This window comes from Spirillospora sp. NPDC048819 (assembly GCF_040650055.1).
In the GTDB taxonomy this organism is placed as follows: Bacteria; Actinomycetota; Actinomycetes; order Streptosporangiales; family Streptosporangiaceae; genus Spirillospora.
In genome coordinates this window covers 149,423-169,630 of sequence record NZ_JBEZGN010000018.1, presented here as the reverse complement: position 1 = coordinate 169,630, position 20,208 = coordinate 149,423, and the positions used below count along the sequence as shown (strand labels likewise).

Sequence of the window (20,208 nt, the reverse complement as noted above, 5' to 3'; positions counted from 1 at the left end):
TGGGAACCACTCCCGGTCTTCCCATTCTCGTGCGCCGCCGACGATTGCGGGGCCTTCGACGATTTGGAGGGGCATGGACACGGGGTTCACCTCCCGACACCAGAGTCCGTTACCCTTTTAATTGTAGGGGAAGATCACGGTACTGCTGGTGGACATTTTGGACACGCCACATTAATGTCACCGCCCTTTTCTTGCGGTCGGTCCGCCCAGCGCGAAAGGGCCGTTCCTTGCGGCCGATGGTCGTCCCACGGTTTGTGGGTGGCTGAGCGCGGCTTTATCGGGGTTGGGGTGGTTGCTGTGGGTGGGTGGTTGGGGTGGTCCCTGCGGGTGGGTGCGCAGGGTGGGGGTGGTTGCCGGTTGGGGTCACGTTGGTTGCGGTGGTCGGGTTGGGGATGGCTGCTCGGGTGAGGGACGGGTGCGGGGTGCGGCCGCTGCCAAGGGCGCGCTTCGCGCGGTCACCGGCGACCCCGGGCACCCCATTTCGCTGTCGCTGATTGCTTTGCCGCGCGGAGCGCGGCGCCCGGCGGAACTCCGCGCCGACCCGTAGAAGAACATCCCTCCCCGATCCGGCTACCGCAACCAACGTGACAGCAACCGGCAACCAAGAGAAACGACCGCGCTCGCCTTCGGAAGGCCAGCTCAGCCGTCCACCTACAGCAACCACACTAAAACCGGTAAAAAGGAGGACCCCGGGCACGCGCACATCGTGAATCCGCGCAGGAGACCCATGCCGGGGACCATTCACGCAGAACAGATCACCTTCGCGGCGGCCTCTTCGCCGGAACGCGACCAGAACTGCCTACGAGGTGGTAGTTGTAGACCGGGGCGATGCATGGCACGGGCCTTCGTCCGGCCCGCCGGAAGGTGGCGTCGCTGTCGTCCCACTGGATTGTCAGCAAGCGCCAAAGGGGGCGAGCAGGATGAGCCGGGGGGGGAGGGTGGGTACCGAGTAGCCGCCCTGTGTAGCAACCGGCGCGAGGAGCAGGAGCCGGGATGCTGTGCTGCCTGCGCATCCTCTAGTCCGCACCGGGCCTGATCAACACCGTGATGATCCAGGACACCCTCACCCCTGCCGGACCGCCCCAGTGAGTGGGAGGACGTCCTGACCAAGGCCGACCTGCTTGGGCTCGAAGCCGACCGGCGTGGGCTTACCCCGCTGTTCACACCAGCATGACCCCGTGCGGCGAGATCCGACTGTGCACCGACCGCCGCTTGTCGTTCCCGATGCCTCCCGACGTGAACGGCCTACGCCGTCGCCCTCGCCGTCCCGTCACCCTCGCCGTCACAGTGGCCGTCCCCTCGCCGTCGCCGTCGCGCCGTCGCCGTCGCCGTCGCAATGGGCCGTCTGGTCGCCCTCGCCTCGCCGTCGCAGTGGCCGTCCCCTCGCCGCCGCAGCGGCCGCCCGTCGCCCTCGCAGATGCCCGTCCCGTCGCCCTCGCCTCGCCGCCTCGGTGGCCGTCCCCTCGCCCTCGCCCGGCTGGCGTTTGGGACGGTCGGCTATTCGGGGTCTGAACTCGGCTTGGCGGTGTCGCCAGGGGGCGTCTCGGCTTTGGTGTAGAGGACCTCGCGGGCCTGCTCCGCCGCGCGGATCATGCTTTCGCCGACGAAGTCGAGGAAGCGGGCGACGTTCTCCAGGCGGGCGGCGGCCGGGGTGTCGGGGCCGAGGACGCCGGCGCCCTGCCGTGCGGTCTCGATCACCTGGGTGTTGGACCGGGCGCTGGCCATCATCGCCTGGTACCAGAGGTCGTCGTCGACGACGTAGCGCTCGCGGCGGCGTTCGTCGCGTTCCCGGCGGACCAGGCTCTGGCCCTCCAGGAATGTGATCGCCTTGGAGATGGACGCCGGGCTGACCTGGAGGTGCCGGGCGAGTTCGGACGCGGTGAGGCTGCCGGAGTCGGTGATGGAGAGGCTGGCCAGCACCCTGGCCGTCATCTTGGGCAGGCCCGATTGCATGAGGACGGTGGTGAACGCCTCCTCGAACTCGCGCACCGCCTCGGCGTCGCGCCCATAGGGCTGGGAGGTCGCCTCCGGTCCCGTGGGCGCGGACCGCCTGCGCCGGTGGGTGCGGCGCTCGGTGGCGCGGTGGGCCAGGTCGGCGCGGTAGGCGGTGGGGCCGCCGTTGCGCATCACCTCACGCGTGACCGTCGAGGTCGGACGGTCGAGACGTCGGGCGATCTCCGCGTAGGGGAGGCCGTCGGCCAGCCCCAGCGCGATCTGCTGGCGTTCCTGCTGGGTGAGCCTGCCTCCCGGCATCGCGATCTCCTTCGTGCTCGTCGATGCCCCCAGCATAGCGTTCACCTTCATGCCATTGCAATGAATCAAGTGATCGCTGTTGCATTCCTTTCAGGACCATTGCAACAATATTCGTCTATCTACCTGCACTAACACTACATGCATGCAACGAACTAGTTGCCGGAATCTTGAACGCAACGTAGCGTTTCCAGTGTTCGAAACAACGAGCCACAGGAGAGCACGATGCAGAAGTTCGACACCCCCGCCCCGATCTCAGCCGTCCTCGACATCCCCGCGGGACGCGTCCAGTTCATCGCCGCCGACGGGGCCGAGACCACGGTCGAGGTCCGGCCGGCGGACGCCTCGAAGGGACGCGACGTGAAGATGGCAGAGCGGACCGAGGTCGGGTACGACGACGGCGTCCTGCGGATCGAGACCTCGGCGGCGAACCAGTTCCTCGGCCCCTCCGGATCCATCGAGGTGACGGTCCGGCTGCCCGCCGGTTCCCGGGTCGAGGCGAAGGCGGCCAGCGCCGACTTCCGGGGCGTCGGACGGCTCGGCGACGTCGCCTTCGAGAGCGCGCACGGCCCGATCAAGCTCGACGAGGCCGCGAGCGTCCGCCTCACCACCGTCGCCGGCGACGTCTCGGTCGGACGGCTCAACGGACCCGCGGAGATCAGCACCGCGAAGGGCGACATTCACATCGCCGAGGCGGTGCGCGGCACGGTCGTGCTGCGCACCCAGGCCGGCGAGGTGTCGGTCGGCGCCGCCGCCGGAGTCTCGGCCTCACTGGACGCCGGCACCGCCCACGGCCGGATCCGCAACGCGCTCAAGAACGCCGAAGGCGCCGGCGCCCAGCTCGACATCCACGCGACCACCGCCCACGGCGACATCGTCGCCCGCAGCCTCTGAGGAGCAGCATCATGACGAACCCGGCCATCGCGGCGAACGGGCTGCGCAAGTCCTACGGCGACAAGATCGTGCTCGACGGCATCGACCTGGCCGTCCCCGAAGGAACGGTCTTCTCCCTGCTCGGCCCGAACGGCGCCGGCAAGACCACCACCGTCCAGATCCTCTCCACCCTGATCCCGGCCGACGGCGGCACCGTCCAGGTCGCCGGCCACGACCTGGCCCGAAGGCCCGACGACGTGCGCGGCGCGATCGGCGTCACCGGCCAGTACTCGGCCGTCGACAAGCTGCTCACCGGCGAGGAGAACCTGCTCCTCATGGCCGACCTGAACCACCTGTCCCGCGGGGACGGCAAGCGCAGGGCCGCCGAGCTGCTCGACCGGTTCGACCTGGTCGACGCGGCCCGCAAGCCGGCCTCAACCTACTCCGGCGGCATGCAGCGCAGGCTCGACCTGGCGATGACCCTGGTCGGCGACCCGCGCCTGATCTTCCTGGACGAGCCCACCACCGGCCTCGACCCCCGCAGCCGCCGCTCGATGTGGCAGATCGTGCGCGAACTCGTCGCGAGCGGCGTCACCATCTTCCTCACCACGCAGTACCTGGAGGAGGCCGACGAGCTCGCCGACCGCATCGCGCTCCTCGACCACGGGCGGCTGATCGCCGAAGGCACCGCCGAAGAGCTCAAGCGGCTCATCCCCGGCGGCCACATCAAGCTCACCTTCGCCGGCATGCCCCCGTTCGACGCCGCCCGCGACCTTCTCGGCACGGCGATCGCCGATCCCGAGGCGCTCACGTTGCAGGTGCCGAGCGACGGCGGCGTCAGCGCGATCCGCGAACTGCTCGTCCTCCTGGACGAACGCTCGATCGACGTCGCCGACATGAGCGTCCACACCCCCGACCTCGACGACGTCTTCCTCACCCTCACGGGCCAGCAGACGGAAGCCGTCCGATGAACACCCTCACCCCCCACCAACCAGCAAACAGAAACCGCCCGATGAACACCCTCACCGCAACGAACCGGCAGACAGAAACCACCCGATGAACACCCTCACCCCCCACGAACCAGCAGACAGAGGCCGCCCGATGAACACTCTCGCCCTTGCCACGCGCGACTCGTCCACCATGATCCGGCGCCAGCTCAAGCGCCTGCTCCGCTATCCGTCCATGACCGTGCAGTTGGTCGCGACCCCGGTCATCCTCTTGCTCGTGTTCGTCTACGTCTTCGGCGGCACTCTCGGCGCGGGCCTGGGCGGCGGGCGCGACACCTACGTCAACTACGTCGTCCCCGGCATCCTGCTCATGGCCGTGGGGACCGCCGCGACCGGAACAGCCGTCATGGTCGCCACCGACATGACCGAAGGCATCATCGCCCGCTTCCGGACCATGCGGATCTGGCGGCCGTCGGTCCTCACCGGTCACGTCGTGGGCGCCGTGATCCAGCAGCTCCTCGGCATGGCCGTCCTGATCGGCGTCGCCCTGGCGATGGGCTTCCGCCCGAACGCCACCGCCGCCGAATGGGTCGCCGCGGCCGGTCTGCTCACCCTGTTCGTCGTGGCCATCACGTGGCTGTCGGTCGCTCTCGGCTTGAAGGCCCAGACCCCCGAGTCCGCCAGCAACGCGCCCATGCCGCTGATCCTGCTGCCCTTCCTCGGCAGCGGCTTCGTCCCCACCGACTCCATGCCCACCGCCCTGCGCTGGTTCGCCGAGTACCAGCCCTTCACCCCGATCATGGAGACCGTCCGCGGCCTCCTCCTCGGCACGCCGATCGGCAACAGCGCCGCCATCGCCACCGCCTGGTGCGTCGGCATCGCCGCCGTCTCCTACCTCTGGGCCAAGAACACCTTCGACAAGGCCTGACCATGGACCGGCCGAACAGGGCCGTCGGACCCCCGGGTTCCGACGGCCCTGAACGTTTTCCCAAGCCGCTCCACCGACCTCGCGCTGCTGCCCCGGGTCGCCCCCGAACGACCCGGCTGGTGCCGCGACTTCCGGTCGCGGCACCAGCGACTTCCGGTCGGATTCAGTGACGTGGCGGCGGCGTCGATCAGCGCGTTGGCCCACCTCTGGCCTACAGCTCGTTGCCCCAGCACATGCGGGCGATGGTCTCCACGTGGACGAGCTTGCGGCGCTGGTCGTCGGCGGAGATCGCGGCGCGTCCGGCGGTGTCGGAGAAGCCGGCGCTCGGGGTGACGGCGATGTCCTCGATGTCCTTCAGCTCCGCCGCGGCGTCCATCCGCTGCATGATCGTTTCGACGTCCTCCAGTTCGGCGACCGTCGGGTCGACGATGCCGAGGGCGGCGTCGCGGTCGGTGGGGACGGCGCGCAGGAGGTGCGTCTCGCCTTCGGTGCCCTTGTCGTAGGGCAGGACCCAGCGGTCGACGGGCAGGCCGGCGAACAGGCGCGCGGCGGCGTCGCGGTCCACGGCGCCGGACGCCCGGTGGGTCGGGCAGAGGCCGATGCGGACGTCCTCGGGCTTGGCCACGTCCACCGCGATGGAGTCGATGGCGATCGCCTGATCGAGCGTCAGCGGCTGCCCGCCCCGGTTGAACAAGTACGAGCCGTAGCGGAAGTTGTTCAGCTGGACGAGGCGGATGCCCCGCGAGACGAGCAGCTCGATCTCGTCGCGGATGATCCGGGCGAGGGCCTCACCGAGCTCCACCGGGCTCTTGTAGGCGGCACCGGAGATCTCGGGGTCGTAGCAGGTGGCGGCCACGTATGCCGGGGAGGGCAGGGTGGCCTTGGGGGCCGCGCTCCCGGCCATCGCCTTGACGCCGTCGTAGCCGTCGGCGATGAGGGCGCCGCTCGCCTTGACCTCGCCGTCGACCGCCCACTGCGCCCGGCCGTACTTGTCGGTGCCGCCGGTCCGGCGGAACCCGCCGACGGTGTCGAGGACGGCGCCACGGAAGTCCTCGCGCCGGAACTCGCCGTCGGTGACGACGGACATCCGCAGCTTGCGCTGCTGACGGGCCGTCTCGCTGACCGCCTCGTCCTCGACGGCGCGCAGGCCCGCGTCGTCGAGTTCCCCGGCGGCGTGCCGGGCGCGCGCGTTCAGTACCTCCGCCGGGCGGATCAGGCTCCCGTGGTGGTCGATGCGGAATTTGTAAGTGTCAGCCATTGCCGCTCTCCTGCTTCCTGGGGGCGCCGGAGCCCCATGCGGGGAACTCCAGCTCGTAGCCCAGCGCCGCGAGTACCTCGTCGCAGATCTTCTGGTCCTCGTCGGGGGTGCCGCCGGAGACGCCGAGGCCGCCGAGGATCTCCCCGTCGCGCTTGATGGTGACGCCGCCTTCCGTCGCGACGATGGGATGGGTGCCCATCGTGGAGAGCTGGGCGAAGAAGCCCGGGTTGCTCTCGGCCCAGTTCTTCAGCATGTTGCTGGGCCGCTCCATCACCGCCGCGGTGTAGGCCTTGCTCATGGCGATGCTGGGGGTGAGCGGTCGGGCGCCGTCCGAACGCTTGATCAGCACCGGGAAGCCGCCGGCGTCCACGACCGCGATGCTGAGCGCCTTGCCGAGGGCCTCGCTCTTCCTGAGGGACGCGGCGACGATCTCCTCCGCCTCCGCCTGGGTGAGTTTCATGCCGACGCCTTTCCCTCCGAAAGTGCTTCACGGACGCGGACGACGGCCGCGTTGAACAGGTCGGGCCGCTCCCAGTACATGGAGTGGGGAGCGTCCGGAATGAGCTCCAGCCGGGACCCCTTGACCAGCTCGTGGGCCCGCCTGACGGTGGCGGGGCTCAGCACGGCGTCGTCCTCCCCGGCCAGGAACGTCACGTCGATGCCGGAGGAGACCACCTCGTCGATGGAGGGGCCGTCGACCGACAGGTTGCGCAGGTCGGCCATCTTGGCGACGTTGAACGTGCCCATCTGCTGGAACAGGAACGTCCGGGCGGGCTCGGTCTCCTGGAACCGCTTGCTCAGCAGCCGGTCGATGACGGGAAGCTTCACCGCTTCGGCGCGGTCGTCGGCGACGAGCCTGGACAGCTCGGGGTGGGAGATGCCGCCGAGCGAGTGCGCCAGGACGACGCCGCCGACGCGGTCGGGGCGGGCCAGCCCGGCCCGCAGCGCGGCGACGGCGCCGATGGACTGGCCGACCAGCAGCACGTCCGCCAGGTGCTCCCGGTCGAGGACGGCGACGATGTCGCCGGGGAAGTCCCGGCTGTCGAACTCCGGCATCGTCGAGTCCGACTTGCCGAAGCCGCGCAGGTCGACGGTCACGACCGTGAACCGGTCGCGCAGGGGCGCGACCTGCTGCCACCACGCCGCGTGGTGGCCGCCCGAGCCGTGCACGAGCAGCACCGCCGGGCCGGACCCGTGACGTTCGTAGTAGATGGCGGTGCCGTCGGACGATACGACGCTCATCTGTGGTCCTCCTTGGGTCGTATCGCGCGTCAGGACGGGCGCTTGCCGTGGTAGACCAGCTCGATCATCGTGTGGTCGGGGTCGTGGATGTAGCAGAACTTCGACTGGTTCTCCGGGCGCTCGATCGGCCGGGTGTGCCGGATCCCCAGCTCCTTGAGGTGCGCGAGGAAGCCGTCCCAGTCGTCCACCTCGATCGCGAAGTGGTAGGGGGCCATGCGGTCCATCTCCTCCACCGGCGTGAAGTGGAGGTCGAAGTTGCCGCGCGTCATCAGCAGCACGCGGGTGTTGCTCTTCGCCTGGATCCGTTTGAGGCCGAAGACCTTGGTGTACCACTCGGCGGTCCGGTCGGGGTCGGTCGTCGGGAAGTTCACGTGATGGATGTAGCGGGGCCTGTTGCTCATCGCCGGGTGCCTTTCGGTGCGCCGTGTCTTAGTCGTCTTCTTCTGCGTGGACGGGATTGGACAGCACTCCGATCCCGCTGATCTCGATGTCGATGACGTTGCCCGGCTCGATCCGGCAGGTGCCGTCGGCGCCCATCCACAGGACGTCGCCGGGGTGCATCGTGATGTACCTGGTCGTCTCGACGATGTACTCGTACGGGTCGAAGATCATCGCGCCGGTCGGGAAGGACGCGCGCGGCTCTCCGTCCACGCGCATGGTCGTCGTCTGGGCCAGCGGGTCGACGTCGGTCTCGATCCACGGCCCCATGGGTTTGAACGTGTCGCTGTTCTTGCTGCGCCAGAAGGACCGGTCCTGGTGCTGCCAGGTGCGTGCGCTGACGTCGTTGCCGATCGTCCAGCCGAAGACGGACTCCTGCGCCTCCGCGTAGCTCGCGCGCCGCAGCCTCCGCCCGATGACCGCGACGACCTCGCCCTCGGCCTCGAAGCGCCCCTCGACGCCGGCGGGTTTGACGATGGGCGAGCCGTGGCCGGTGAGGGCGTTGTTGGCCCGGTACGCGACCTCCGGCCGGCCGGGCACGTTCACGGCGGCGTACCCCTTCTCCAGAGCGTGCTCGATGTGGCCCTTGTAGTTCAGGCCGACGGCGTAGAACACCGGCGGGACGACGGGCGGCAGCAGGACGGCCGAGGCCAGCGGGACCGGCGTCCCGGCGTCGCGGCGGCCGCCCTCCAGCGGCGACCCGTCCAGCGGCTGGACGACGTCGTCCTCGACCCGTCCCCAGGTGGGACGGCCGTCCAGCTCGATCCGGCAGAAACGCATGGCGGCTCAGCCCTCCAGCAGGTCGGGGACGCTCAGCCGCGACGGCAAGAACTTCTTCATGGCGTTCAGTCCTCCAGGAGGTGGGACACGCTCAGCCGCGAGCGCAAGAACTTCCTCATGGCGGCTCAGTCCTCCAGGAGGTGGGACACGCGCTTGGTGACGAGGTAGCCCTCCAGTCCCTCCGGGCCGCCCTCGCGTCCGTGGCCGCTCTCCTTGAAGCCGCCCGAGGGGGCCTCGTGGACCGATCCGCCGCAGTGGTTGATCGACAGGATGCCCGCGTCGAACCCGCGGACGAGCCGTTCGGCGGTGGCCGACGACCGGGTGAAGCCGTAGGCGGCCAGCCCGTAGGGCAGCGCGTTCGCGGTCTTGAGCGCGTCGTCGAGGTCGGTGAACGCCGTGATCGGGGCGATCGGGCCGAACGGCTCCTCCACCATGACCCGGGCGTCGCCCGGGACGCCGGTGAGGACGGTCGGGGCGAAGAAGTAGCCCGCGCGGTCGAGGCGCCCGCCGCCCCGCACGACCTCGGCGCCGCGGCTCACGGCGTCCACGACCAGGTCCTCCATGGCCTTGACGCGCCGCTCGTTGGCCATGGGCCCCATGGTCACGCCGTCGTCGAGGCCGTTGCCGACCACGATGGCGTCGGCCGCCCTGACGAACTCGGCGGTGAAGTCCTCGATGAGGCTCTCGTGGACGAGGAACCGGCTGGGCGAGGTGCAGACCTGCCCGGCGTTGACGAACTTGGCCTTGGCCGCGCGCCGGGCCGCGGTCACCGGGTCGGCGTCCGCGCAGACGATCACGGGGGCGTGGCCGCCCAGTTCCATGAGCGTCGGCTTCATCTCGGCGCCGGCGCGGGCCGCGAGCAGCTTGCCGACGGGGATGGAGCCGGTGAAGGCGACGAGCCGGACGGCGGGCGAGGCGATGAGATGCGCGGACACCTCGGCGGGTTCGCCGAACACCAGGTTGAGGGCGCCGTCCGGTACCCCGGCCTCCTGGAAGCAGCGGACGATCTCGCAGGCCGTGCCGGGCGTCTCCTCGGACGCCTTGATGACGATCGAGCAGCCCGCCGCCAGCGCCGCGGAGATCTTGCGCATCGGGGAGCCGGCCGGGAAGTTCCACGGGACGAACGCGGCGACGGGCCCGACGGGCTCCCGCCGGACCGACAGGACCGTGTCGTCCGCCGACGGGATGATGCGCCCGTAGGCGCGGCGCGCGTCGTCGGCGTGCCAGCGCAGCGCGTCGGCGACGCGCAGGGCCTCGCCGCGGGCCTCGGGCAGCGGCTTGCCCTGCTCCAGGGTCATCACCCTGCCGACGTGGTCCGCCCGCTCGGTGAGCAGGTCGGCGGCGGCGCGCAGGACGGCCGTCCGCCGCGCGATCGGCGTCGACCGCCAGGCCTCGAATCCGGCGACGGCCGCGTCGACGGCGCGGTCCAGGTCGCCGGTCGTCGCCAGCGGAACCTGCCCGATCACCTCTTCGGTGGCGGGGTCGATCACGGGCGCGGTCCGCCCGGTCCCGCCGGCGCACCAGGCGCCCGCGATGAACATCTGAAGGGAGGTGTACTGCCGGGTCATCGGTTCTCTTCTTCTCGTCGCGTCGGGGTGGTCGGCGTCAGCGGTCGACGGTCAGTGCCGGCGGTCGGCGTCAGAGGTCGGCGTCGGCGGTCAGTGCCAAAGGGCGGCGTCAGAGGTCAGTGCCAGAGGTCAGTGCCGGAGGTCGGTGTCAGCGGTCGGCGTCCTCGGGGGCGTCCCGGGAGGTGCGCAGGGTCCAGACGTGGTGCGGCGGGGCCGTCTCGTGGACGCGGGTGCCGTAGGCGCCGTCCACCCGGTCCATGTCGGCGGCGTACTCCACCCGCCCGCCGCACGGGGCGTGGACGAACCGGAAGATGTTCGAGCCGACCGTGTGCCGGCCGAGCCGCCGCGCCTCCCGCCAGCCCTCGGCGATCATGTGGTTGCCGGCTTCGACGACGTCGTCGAAGCCGGGCACCTCGAAGGAGACGTGGTTGGTCGAGGCCCGGTCGGGACGGTGGCACAGCAGGAAGTTGTGCTGGTCGGCGTCCCCTTCGCACCGCATGAAGACGCCCATGGGCTTGACGATGTCGGTGGGTACGAAGCCGAGGCGGTCCACGTAGAAGGCGACCGCCTCGTCCCGTCCGGCCTTGGGGATGTTGAGCGCGACGTGGCACATGCGCAGTGGCCGGACGCGTCCCACCGACGTCACCGGGGTGTTCCAGCGCGCGACGTTCCCCCAGGTGTTGCCGGCGCGTGGCGTCCGCGGCCCGGTCTTGTCCGGCCCCGCCAGGGTCAGGCCGAGGCCGAATCCCGTCTCGTCGGCCGTGTGGTGGACGCCGTCGTCGGTGAGCCGCACCTCACGGTCTGCGGCGACCCGCGCGACGATCGCGTCCAGTTCGTCCTGCGTGTCGACGCCCCAGACCACCTCGCGGATCCCCGGGCCCTGCTCCAGGGCCGGCGGGAGGTCCGGGTCGGCCGGGACGGCGAGGCGGAGGGTCTGCCCGGCGAGGGTCTCGAACACGGCCCGTTCGTCGTCGCGCTCGACGAGCGTCAGCCCGAGGTCCTCGAAGAAGCGGACGCACTCGCCGAGGTCCCCGACGTTGTAGCGGACCGATTCGATGCGCTGGATTCCCACCGCCATTGCCTTCCTGAAAGGTGCCGAGCGCGATGTCCGGCACGGTCACATATTGATCCTAGGAACTCGGCGGCCCGGCTCCAACGCTCCATGACCATGAAGCCTGCAAACGTTAGTTGCAGACAATGACCGACGGCGCGGCCGCGCTATCGCTCGAACGCGGGGATGGGGTTGTCGGAGAACCAGCTGGTCAGGAACTTCAGGAAGACCTCGACCTTGCGCGGGATCTGCGCGGACGGCCCGTAGATCGCGTAGAGGGAGCGGTCGGGCACGGGCAGGTCGGGCAGCAGGACGCGGAGGTTGCCGCTGACCAGGTCCTCGTAGGCCGGGCGGTGCGGGATGAGGGCGATGCCGCGGCCGTGCACCGCCGCCTTCTGCAGCGCGATGTAGGAGTTCGACATGAAGGCGACGTTGCGGATTTTGTGCAGGGTGCTGGCGTGCCCGTGCCCGATCCGCCACACCGGGTCGTTGACGTGCACAAGGCAATCGTGGTCGTTCAGTTCGTTCGGGTCGGCGAGCAGTCCGCGTTTCTTGACATACGATTCCGCGGCGCACAGCACGAACGGCAATGCGGCGATCTTTTTCAACCGGACGCTGGAGTCCCGCAGATCCCGGGTGTGGAAGGCGACGTCGAATCCGCTGTCCAGGAAGTCATAGGTGCGGTCGGACATTCCGCCGAGTTCGAAACGCACGGTGATCTTCGGATGGGCGACGGCGAAGGCCGCGATGGCGTCGCCGAGGTCGAAGCTGCCGATCCATTTCGGGCAGATCACCGAGAGCGGCCCCTCTGGCCGGTCGTGCATTTCGGCGATGCTCGCGTCCTCGTCGTCGATCTCGTCGAGGACGCGCTGCGCGAACGTGCTGTAGCGCAGCCCCGGCTCGGTCAGGCTGATCGACCGCGCGGTGCGGTTGACGAGCCGCACGCCGAGCTGTTTCTCCAGGTCGGCGACGTGCCGGGAGACGAGCGACCCGGAGGAGCCGAGGACCTTGGCGGCACCGCTGAAGCTGCCCACCTTCGCGACGGTGACGAAGCTGCGCATGACGAGAAGACGGTCCATGGCTCCTCCGGCGTGAGGGTGAAGGGGCGTGCCGCGCCTCACCCGTGGGTTTCCTACGGTCCGGATACTAAATTTGGGACATTCTATGACATCCTTAATGTTCCAATCCGATTCGGACGGGCCGGGTCACCGCGGGTGTTCACCGGCCTCCACGCGCCCGTAGCCGCGGATGTCGGGGAACGGCGGCGTCCGGTCGGCCTGCAGGTCGACCTGGAAGGCGTTCAGGCACATGCCGAGCATGCTGAAGTTGCCGAGCGAACCGACCGCGTCCACCAGTCCCTGCGAACCGAAGTGCCCGTGCGCCGCGCGGAACGTCTCCTCGCTGACGAAGTGCTCCTCCAGCAGTTCGTGGCAGAACCGGTAGAAGGCGGCGTCCTCGTCCCGGTCGAACTCCGGCTCCCGGCGCTCGGCGATCGCCTGGACGGCCTCGGCGGGAATGCCCGCCTCCACGGTCTTGTCGACGTGGGCGTTCCATGAGTACTGCGCGTCCCAGTGCCGGGCGGCCATGAGCAGCGACAGCTCCCGCAGCCGCAGAGGCAGGCTCGACTCGAACCGGACGAAGGCTCCCAGCGCCTCGACGCGCTCACACAGCTCCGGGCTCTGCAGCCACACCCGGTACGGCCCGCGGACCGCACCCCGGCGCCCGGCGATGCGCTCGGCGATCTCGCGCTGCCGCTCGCTCATCTCGTCCGGAGCGATGATGGGAAGTCTCATGAGTGACCGAACACCTGCCTCAGTGGTCCTGGCCGACCCGACGGGGGCGGTTTCGCCAGAACGTACAGCGCGGCGCACGCCACTCACAGAGCGCCTTATGCAAGTTAAGGGTGCACCTCTCGTGGCGCCGGCCGGCCGCACTCCGGATCTACGCTCGAAGGCACGTCGTTCCTCCCGAGAGGCCGTGCTCCATGCCAACGATCATCAAGTCCTCCCAGGTCGCGACCCTCGACCGCGGCGGCGCCATCGCGACGACGCCGCTGGTGACCTCCGCCTCGGCCGCCGGCGAGAACGTGATCACCAGCGGTATGAGCGTCTACCCGGTGGGAACGGGCGCCCCCATGCACTCGCACAACTGCGATGAGCACGTCACCATTCTCGACGGCGAGGCCGAGGTTCTGGTGGAGGGCGAAGTCACCCGGCTCAGCCGGTTCGACACCACCTACATTCCCTCCCCGATCCCGCATCTTTTCCGCAATGCCGGCCAGACCCCGCTGCGCATTCTGTGGGTCTATACGTCCGCCGAGGTCACCCGGACCTTCACCGACACGGGCATCACGGTCGAACACCTCTCCCCCGAAGACAAAATGGCCCGCGACTAGGCCCCCGGGCCACAAGGCTCTGCTACCACGCGGTGGTCAAGAGGTCTGTGAGGGACGCTTCGGACGGCGTCCGCGGGTTCGGGTACGGGTCTGCCGCCACCCGCCCGGCGATGCCGCGCAACGCCGCCCGGGGAACCCCCAGCTCGGACAGGCGCGTCGGGCCCTCGTGGCCGCGGGCCAGGCCCTCGACCACCGCGACCGGGTCGTCCCGTCCGGTGACCCGAGTGAGCCGGGACGACGCGGCGGGCGCCGCGGGCAGGTTGAACGCCATCACGTGCGGCAGCAGCATCGTGTGCAGCTCGGCGTGCGGCAGGTCGAACGCGCCGCCGAGGACGTGCGCTAGCTGGTGATGCAGGCCCATCCGGGTCTGCGCGAGGCAGATCCCCGCCAGCCACGCGGCCGACTGCAAACGGGCGCGGGGCTCCGGGGCGGACGGGTCGTCCAGCACCTCCGGCAGCGCGTCCAGGATGCCGCCCGCCGCCTCGGTGGCCAGCGCGTCGGTGACCATGGTCGCGTCCGGCGCCCACAGGGCCTCGACGGCGTGGGCGAGCGCGTTCATGGCGCTGGTCCGGGTCAGGGCGGGCGGCATCGTGAGGGTGAGGTCGGGGTCGTAGACGACCGTGCCGGGGGCCAGGGCGGGGTCGCGGCGGGTGGTCTTCACCCCGTCCTCGGTCTCCCCCAGAACCGGGGTCGCCTCCGAGCCGGCGTAGGTGGTGGGGACCGCGACCTGCGGCATTCCGGTCCGGGCCGACACCGCCTTGGCCAGCCCGATCGCGGACCCGCCGCCGATCGCGACGACGCAGTCCGCGCCGGCCTCCTCCACCACCGCCATGGCCTCCGCGGTCACCGCGACCGGCGTGTGCGGCGCGGGCCTGCCGAACGACGCGGCCAGCCGCCCGCCCAGTTCCTCGGCGACCCCGGCGGCGGCCACGGCTGCGGACGGGGACGCGACCAGCAGCACCCGTCCCGCCCCGAGCCGGGCCACCTCGCCGGCGACGAGCCGGCGGGCGCCGGGGCCGATCAGGACGCGCGAGGCGAGCATCTCGTGGACGCGGACGGCCGGACGGTCCCGGCCGCCCGCGGAACCAGTGCTCACGACGGTTTTCTCCCAGCTATGAAAGGCCGTTCCCGGCGGCCCGCTCCGGGGGCTCACGGTAACGGACGCGCGGGGGCCACCGGCTGCCTCACCGCGTCGTTCGCCTGGCCGAGGTGCTCCCGTTCAGCGTTCGAGGTGGTAGTCGGAGGAGTTGAGGCGGCGGGTGCGGCGGCGGTAGCCGGTCATGGAGCCGGGCCAGTTGTTGGTGTTGCGGCGGTCGGCGTCGAGGTACCAGCTGTCGCAGCCTCCCTGGTTCCAGACGGACGTGCTGAGGCGGTGCTGGGCGGCGGTGTCGAACTCGTCCAGGACGTCGGCGCGGACCTCCAGGGAGGTGACGCCGTCGGCGAGGAGGCGGGCCGCCTGGACGATGTAGGCGATCTGGCTTTCGAGCATATGGACGATGGAGCCGGAGCCCACGTTGGTGTTGGGCCCGTACATAAGGAAGAAGTTGGGGAACCCTGTGACGGCGAGGCCGAGGTAGGCGCGCGCGCCGTCCTTCCAGGCCGCGTTCAGTTCCTGGCCGTGCAGGCCGATGATCCGCATCGGCGCGACGAAGTCCTGGGAGCGGAAGCCGGTGGCCCAGATGATGGTGTCGGCCGGGTGGTGCTCGCCGTCGCCGGTGCGGAGGCCATCGGCCGTGACCTCGGTGATCGGGCGGTCGACGACGTGCACGTCGGGCCGGTTGAGGGTCGTGTAGTAGTCGCTCGAGGTGAGGATGCGCTTGCAGCCGGGCTCGTAGTGGGGCGTCAGCCGCCTGCGCAGACCCGGGTCGCGCACCGAGCGGAGAGCGAACCTGCAGATCGCACGGATGTGCGCCGAGAGCAGACGGCGTCCGCGCGGTGAGACCAGGGCGGGGTTGAGCAGCAGCTCGAACCACAGGAAGATGCCCAGCCTGGAGAGCTTCTGCACGGACGGTGCGCGGCGGTTCAGGGCCCGCCGCCAGCGCGGATAGACGCGATCGGGTTTGCGGCTGATCCAGTGGGCTTCGAGCTGGAAGACGGTCAGCTCGGAGACGTCCGGGGCGATGAGCGGGACGAACTGGATCGCGCTGGCGCCGTTGCCGATGACGGCGACGCGTTCGCCGCGCAGGTCGTGGTCGTGGTCCCAGCGGGCGGAGTGGAAGACGGTGCCGGAGAAGGCGTCGAGTCCGGGCAGGTTCGGGATCGCCGGGTTGCTGAGCTGCCCGCACGCCGAGACCAGGAGATCGTAATCGTGCCACTTCCCGTTTCCGGTGTGGACGCGCCACCGCCCGGTCGCGGGCTGGTACTCGGCCTGCGTGACCTCGGTGCCGAACCGGAAGTACGGGAGGATCTCGAACTTGAGCGCGCACTGCCGCAGGTAGTTCAGGATCTCGGGCTGCTCGGCGAACCGGCGTGACCAGTCGGGCTTGGGCTCGAACGAATAGGAGTACAGGTGGGACGGGGCGTCGCATGCGGCGCCGGGGTAGGTGTTGTCGCGCCAGACGCCGCCGAGGCCGTCCGCCTTCTCGAAGATGGTGAGGTCGGTGAACCCGGCCCTGCGTAGGCCGATGGCCAGGCCGATGCCGCTGAACCCGCTTCCGACGATGACGATCGACGGTTCCCTGCGCCCCATGCACGGCTCCCTGCTCGGTCCGGGTGGTCGGAGGACGGCGACGGCGCACGGCCGCACGGCCGCGCGGTCGCATGGCCGGGCGGCCCGCCGTCGGCACGTCATTTACCGACGCTCATGTCGGTTAGGGTGAAGCCAACACGGGAGGGAGTCAAGCCGATGGCGGAAACAGGTCCGAAATCGAGGATGCGCGGGCCGGCCCGCAAGGCGCTCATCACCGAGGCCGCGCTGGAGATATTCGCGAGCAAGGGTTACCACGCGACCTCGCTCGGCGAGATCGCGACGGCGGCCGGGGTGGCGCGGACGGTGATGTACGACCACTTCCCGTCCAAACGGGTGCTGCTGCTGGCGGTCATGCAGGAGCAGAACACCGCGCTGGTCGAGTACGTCGGCGCACGGATCACCGGCGCCGGCACGCCGCGGGAACGGATGCGGTCGACCATAGACGCCTATTTCGGCTTCGCGCAGAGCAAGCCCGCCGCCCGCAGGCTGCTGTTCGACCGCACCGACGAGGACGATCCGGCCATCCGCACCGTCCGGCAGGGCATCCGGGAGGCGCGCACCCAGGCGGTGACGGCCCTGCTCGGCAACGACATCCGCACGACGGTCGGGCTGAATCCGCACGAGCCGATCGCCGAGGCGATGGTCGAACTCCTCATCACCGGTTTGGACGGCGTCGCCCAGTGGTGGGAACGCCACCCCGACATGCCCCGGTCGATGCTGGTCGAAGGGCCGATGCGGTTGTTGTGGACGGGTTTGGGCCATTCGGAATAAGCACTGACATCTGCGAGATTCAGCCGCCGCGGGACTTGACGTCCCCCGGCGGCTTCCTCATAGTTGGGGCCAACTCCTAACCGACACCACTGTCGGTTAGATCCACCCCCGTGAGGAGTGCGCCGTGGAGGACAGAACCTCATCGCAGGCCGGTCCGGAAGAGAACGAGAACGAGCACCAGGTCGACCGCCGCAAGTTCGTCACCGGAGCGGTCGCGGCGGCCGGGGCGGTCGCCGCGGCCGGAGTACTGGGCGGCGGGACGGCGTCGGCCGCCACGCCCGCCACCGCCCACAAGGCCCCGCGAGCACGCAGGGCCGCCGGTCGCCGCGTCGCGATCTTCGGCGGCGGCATGGGCGGGCTGAGCACCGCCATGGAACTCGCCGAACGCGGCTTCCAGGTCACCATCTACGAACGCAAGACGTGGGGCGGCAAGAACCGCAGCATCCCGGTGCCGAACACCGGGTCCGGGGGACGCAAGGACCTTCCCGGCGAGCACGGGTTCCGGTTCTTCCCCGGCTTTTACCAGAACCTGCCCGACACCATGAGCCGCATCCCGGTACCCGGTGGCGGCAATGCCGCCGGCAACCTGAAGGACGGCAAGGAGGTCACCGCCTACTACGACGGCACCAAGATCATCCTCCCGGCGGCCGGCAGCATCGAGGGCACGCTCAGCCCCGAGTCGCTGCTGAACTTCCTCAGCACCGGGATCAACGTGCTCGGCAAGGTACCGGCGTGGGAGGTGGGCTACTTCCTCCAGAAGATGATCGCCTTCGTCACCAGCGGGCCGAAGCGCCGGTACGGGCAGTGGGAGAACCTGAGCTTCGCCCAGTTCGTCAACTCCCACAAGATGTCCGAGTCCTACAACGAGCTGCTGGTCGACATGTTCACCGGCACGCTCGTCGCGGCCAAGCCCGAGAAGGCCGGGGCCCACACCATGGGCAAGATGGCCGAAGCATGGGTCTACAGCACCCTGGGCCTGGGCGGATACGGCGCTCCCGACCGGCTCCTGAACGCCCCCACCAACGAGTCGCTCATCGACCCGTGGATGACGCACCTGCGTTCGATGGGCGTCACCTTCCAGATCGACGCGACACTGGAGCAGCTCAACGTCCAGGACAAGAAGATCGCCAGTGCCCGGGTCAGGGGGGCGAACGGAGTCGTCGACGTCGAGGCCGACTACTACGTGCTGGCGGTACCGGTCGAACGTGCCGTCCCGCTGCTGAACAACGACATCCTGGCCGCCGACCCCAGCCTGAAGTCGCTGAGCAACATCACGACCGACTGGATGAACGGCATCATGTTCTACCTGCGGCAGCCGATCAGCCTCGGCAAGGGGCACGTCGCCTACGCCGCCCAGCCGTGGGCGCTGACCTCGATCAGCCAGTCGCAGTTCTGGAAGAACGACTTCGGCGACACCTACGGCACCGGCGAGGTCAACGAGTGCCTGTCGATGTGCATCTCCGCCTGGGACGTTCCCGGCATCCTCTACAACAAGCCGGCCCGCGAGTGCACCGACGAGCAGATCTTCAACGAAGTCAAAGCACAGCTCCGCGCGGCCATCCCGTGGGGCCCGATCGTCCTCAACGACTTCAACATCCACTCCTACTTCATCGACCCGGCCATCACCGGCAACGGCACCCCGCAGGCCGCCAACGCCGAGCCGCTGATGATCAACAAGCCCGGCTCGTGGAACCACCGGCCCGAGGCCACCACCGGCCTGCCCAACCTGTTCCTGGCCTCCGACTACGTGAAGGCCGACATCAACCTGGCCACCATGGAGGGCGCCAACGAGGCCGGCCGCAAGGCCGCCAACGGCATCCTGGAAGCCTCCGGGGTCAACGAAACCCCCGCCAAGCTGTTCAAGATGTACCTGCCCGACGAGTTCCAGGGCTTCTACGACGAGGACGACCGGCGCTACGACCGCGGCGAAGCCAACATCTTCGACCTCTGGGACCCCGCCAAGCCCTGACCACCCGGCGGGATGGTCTCGCTCACACGGATCCTTCCCCATCCCAAGCCGCCGCCCGCGGTCCGGCCCTGCGCGCCGACAACCGGGCCGCGGGCGGCACGGAAGGCCCAGCCATGCCCACCGACCACCTGCCGATGCAGTTCCAGACCCTCGCGGTCCTGTCCACCGGCATCTACTTCAGCGGGCTCGCCTACTTCAAGATGGCCGCGGCGAACATGCGGCCCCTGCGGGGAGACCGGCCCTGGATGCTGACCCGCGAGATGCTCAGCAGCGGCACCTGGTTCACCGGCGCGACCGTCCTGGCCGTCGGCGCCGCCGTCCAGGTCGCCGCACTGTCCGGCCTCTCCGTGCTCAAAGCACTCCCGATGTTCCTGGTGGGCGTGGTGGTGCTGCTCGTTCTCGCCATCCCCATCCTCGGCGAGCGACTCACCCCGCGCGAGTGGGGATGCGTGCTCCTGCTGGCCGGCGCGACCGCCCTGTTCGTCCAAACCGGCGCCGCCGCCCACCCGCCCGCCGAGGCCACCGCCCCCGCGCCGGTGCTCGTCGTGGCGGTCGCCCTGCCCTCCCTGCTGGTGCCCTGCATCGCCTTCCTGGGCGTCGACCTGGCCCGCAAGGGCACCCACTCACGACCGCTGACCGGTGTCGCATTCGCCATCCATGTCGGCCTGCTCACCGGCACCTCCGAACTCATGCTCAACGGAGCCGCCGACCTGATGAGCACGGCCCCCACCGCCCTCCTGGCCGCCCCCTACCTCTACATCTTCGCGATAGCCGCGCTGCTGGCCCTCGGGCAGCTCCAGATCGCCCTGCAACGCAGCCGCCTCGTGGTCGTCGGGCTGGTCGCCACCGCCACCGCCAAGACCTACCTGCTGATCACGGCGACGGTCCTCTACGACGAGCCCTGGCCCGCCGACCGCACCCAGGTCGCGCTCGCGCTGGCACTGACGATCCTGGCCATCGTCGCCGTCCCCCATCACGAACCCCGCACCGCCCCGCCCCGGCTCCCCCGCGAGTCCGCAGCCATGCACTGACCACGCGCACCACCGGAA

General features: G+C 69.9%; 19 protein-coding genes. 7 read left to right on the top strand and 12 right to left on the bottom strand.

The window, feature by feature from the left end; genetic code table 11:
- Positions 1-1,497: 1,497 nt before the first annotated feature.
- On the bottom strand, positions 1,498-2,253 hold the full coding sequence (locus tag AB0C35_RS24095) for a helix-turn-helix domain-containing protein (RefSeq protein WP_358459588.1): 756 nt from the start codon (positions 2,251-2,253) through the stop codon (positions 1,498-1,500).
- Between the two features lie 222 nt (positions 2,254-2,475).
- On the opposite strand from AB0C35_RS24095, the gene AB0C35_RS24090 reads away from it, so the two are divergent.
- The 3 genes from AB0C35_RS24090 (at position 2,476) to AB0C35_RS24080 (ending at position 4,998) form a co-directional block, all read left to right on the top strand.
- On the top strand, positions 2,476-3,144 hold the full coding sequence (locus AB0C35_RS24090) for a DUF4097 family beta strand repeat-containing protein (protein ID WP_358459579.1): 669 nt from the start codon (positions 2,476-2,478) through the stop codon (positions 3,142-3,144).
- 11 nt (positions 3,145-3,155) lie between these two features.
- Positions 3,156-4,094, top strand: coding sequence for an ATP-binding cassette domain-containing protein (locus AB0C35_RS24085; RefSeq protein ID WP_358459576.1), 939 nt, complete (start codon positions 3,156-3,158; stop codon positions 4,092-4,094).
- Between the two features lie 130 nt (positions 4,095-4,224).
- Positions 4,225-4,998 carry an ABC transporter permease gene (locus AB0C35_RS24080; protein ID WP_358459573.1) on the top strand — a complete coding sequence of 258 codons (774 nt, stop codon included), beginning with the start codon at positions 4,225-4,227 and terminating at the stop codon, positions 4,996-4,998.
- 211 nt (positions 4,999-5,209) lie between these two features.
- On the opposite strand, the gene AB0C35_RS24075 is transcribed toward AB0C35_RS24080, so the two are convergent.
- The 9 genes from AB0C35_RS24075 to AB0C35_RS24035 form a co-directional block, all read right to left on the bottom strand.
- On the bottom strand, positions 5,210-6,256 hold the full coding sequence (locus AB0C35_RS24075) for a hypothetical protein (protein ID WP_358459570.1): 1,047 nt from the start codon (positions 6,254-6,256) through the stop codon (positions 5,210-5,212).
- On the bottom strand, positions 6,249-6,716 hold the full coding sequence (locus tag AB0C35_RS24070) for a heme-binding protein (RefSeq protein WP_358459567.1): 468 nt from the start codon (positions 6,714-6,716) through the stop codon (positions 6,249-6,251). Before AB0C35_RS24070 ends, AB0C35_RS24075 begins: the two co-directional genes overlap by 8 nt.
- Entirely contained in the window at positions 6,713-7,498 is a 786-nt protein-coding gene (locus AB0C35_RS24065) for an alpha/beta hydrolase (protein WP_358459564.1), read from the bottom strand. Before AB0C35_RS24065 ends, AB0C35_RS24070 begins: the two co-directional genes overlap by 4 nt.
- A 29-nt stretch (positions 7,499-7,527) precedes the next feature.
- Entirely contained in the window at positions 7,528-7,899 is a 372-nt protein-coding gene (locus tag AB0C35_RS24060; RefSeq protein WP_358459561.1) for a VOC family protein, read from the bottom strand.
- Between the two features lie 28 nt (positions 7,900-7,927).
- Entirely contained in the window at positions 7,928-8,716 is a 789-nt protein-coding gene (locus tag AB0C35_RS24055) for a fumarylacetoacetate hydrolase family protein (RefSeq protein WP_358459558.1), read from the bottom strand.
- A 125-nt stretch (positions 8,717-8,841) separates the two neighbouring features.
- A complete protein-coding gene (locus AB0C35_RS24050) occupies positions 8,842-10,284 on the bottom strand; it encodes an NAD-dependent succinate-semialdehyde dehydrogenase (protein WP_358459555.1) in 1,443 nt (480 codons plus the stop codon).
- 148 nt (positions 10,285-10,432) lie between these two features.
- Positions 10,433-11,362, bottom strand: a complete 930-nt coding sequence (locus AB0C35_RS24045) for a VOC family protein (protein ID WP_358459552.1) — start codon at positions 11,360-11,362, stop codon at positions 10,433-10,435.
- Positions 11,363-11,502: 140 nt separating this feature from the next.
- Positions 11,503-12,414 (bottom strand): LysR family transcriptional regulator, encoded by a 912-nt coding sequence (locus AB0C35_RS24040; RefSeq protein ID WP_358459549.1) that lies wholly within the window; start codon positions 12,412-12,414, stop codon positions 11,503-11,505.
- A 126-nt stretch (positions 12,415-12,540) separates the two neighbouring features.
- Positions 12,541-13,128 carry a hypothetical protein gene (locus AB0C35_RS24035; protein ID WP_358459546.1) on the bottom strand — a complete coding sequence of 196 codons (588 nt, stop codon included), beginning with the start codon at positions 13,126-13,128 and terminating at the stop codon, positions 12,541-12,543.
- 191 nt (positions 13,129-13,319) lie between these two features.
- Here AB0C35_RS24035 and AB0C35_RS24030 point away from each other — a divergent pair, with 191 nt between their 5' ends.
- Positions 13,320-13,730: a cupin domain-containing protein gene (locus tag AB0C35_RS24030; protein WP_358459543.1), complete on the top strand. Its 411-nt coding sequence runs from the start codon at positions 13,320-13,322 to the stop codon at positions 13,728-13,730.
- A 22-nt stretch (positions 13,731-13,752) separates the two neighbouring features.
- Here the strand turns inward: AB0C35_RS24030 and AB0C35_RS24025 are convergent, their stop codons facing one another.
- Together AB0C35_RS24025 and AB0C35_RS24020 are read right to left on the bottom strand one after the other, a co-directional pair.
- The gene (locus tag AB0C35_RS24025; RefSeq protein ID WP_358459540.1) at positions 13,753-14,826 is read right to left on the bottom strand and encodes a maleylacetate reductase; all 1,074 of its coding nucleotides are present in this window, start codon (positions 14,824-14,826) and stop codon (positions 13,753-13,755) included.
- Between the two features lie 123 nt (positions 14,827-14,949).
- Complete coding sequence (locus AB0C35_RS24020; protein ID WP_358459537.1) at positions 14,950-16,419, bottom strand: NAD(P)/FAD-dependent oxidoreductase; 1,470 nt, start codon at positions 16,417-16,419, stop codon at positions 14,950-14,952.
- Between the two features lie 156 nt (positions 16,420-16,575).
- Here AB0C35_RS24020 and AB0C35_RS24015 point away from each other — a divergent pair, with 156 nt between their 5' ends.
- From AB0C35_RS24015 to AB0C35_RS24005, 3 genes are all read left to right on the top strand, one after another.
- Positions 16,576-17,190, top strand: a complete 615-nt coding sequence (locus AB0C35_RS24015; protein WP_358459534.1) for a TetR/AcrR family transcriptional regulator — start codon at positions 16,576-16,578, stop codon at positions 17,188-17,190.
- 124 nt (positions 17,191-17,314) lie between these two features.
- On the top strand, positions 17,315-19,159 hold the full coding sequence (locus AB0C35_RS24010) for an FAD-dependent oxidoreductase (protein ID WP_358459531.1): 1,845 nt from the start codon (positions 17,315-17,317) through the stop codon (positions 19,157-19,159).
- 113 nt (positions 19,160-19,272) lie between these two features.
- The gene (locus tag AB0C35_RS24005) at positions 19,273-20,190 is read left to right on the top strand and encodes a hypothetical protein (protein WP_358459528.1); all 918 of its coding nucleotides are present in this window, start codon (positions 19,273-19,275) and stop codon (positions 20,188-20,190) included.
- Positions 20,191-20,208: the final 18 nt, after the last annotated feature.